This is a genomic window from Bradyrhizobium sp. CSA112 (assembly GCF_029051645.1).
In the GTDB taxonomy this organism is placed as follows: domain Bacteria; phylum Pseudomonadota; class Alphaproteobacteria; order Rhizobiales; family Xanthobacteraceae; genus Bradyrhizobium.
This window is the reverse complement of the sequence record NZ_JAACFS010000178.1, coordinates 1-292: the sequence shown is the minus strand read 5'-3', so window position 1 is coordinate 292 and position 292 is coordinate 1. Positions and strand designations below refer to the sequence as shown.

Below are 292 nucleotides of genomic sequence, written 5' to 3'. Positions count from 1 at the left end.
GTGCTTGTCGCCGGACCGGTCCTGGCGCGCCACCACAACCGCATCGCGCACCCAGGCGTGCTCGCAAAGCCGCGCGGCGATCTCGCCCGGCTCGATGCGGAAGCCGCGGATCTTCACCTGGTCGTCATTGCGGCCCAGAAACTCCAGATTGCCGTCCGGCAGATAGCGCGCCAGGTCGCCGGTCCTGTACAGCCGATCGCCGTCCACAAAGGGACTGGCGATGAACCGCTCCGCCGTCAGATCGGCACGGTTCAGATAGCCACGCGCAACCCCCGCCCCGCCGATGTAAAGC

At 67.8% G+C, this 292-nt stretch carries 1 protein-coding gene; it reads right to left on the bottom strand.

Features of this window, described 5'->3' with window-relative positions; genetic code table 11:
* A partial coding sequence (locus GWE18_RS42210; RefSeq protein WP_275191347.1) for an AMP-binding protein occupies positions 1–292 on the bottom strand: 292 nt, incomplete at both ends.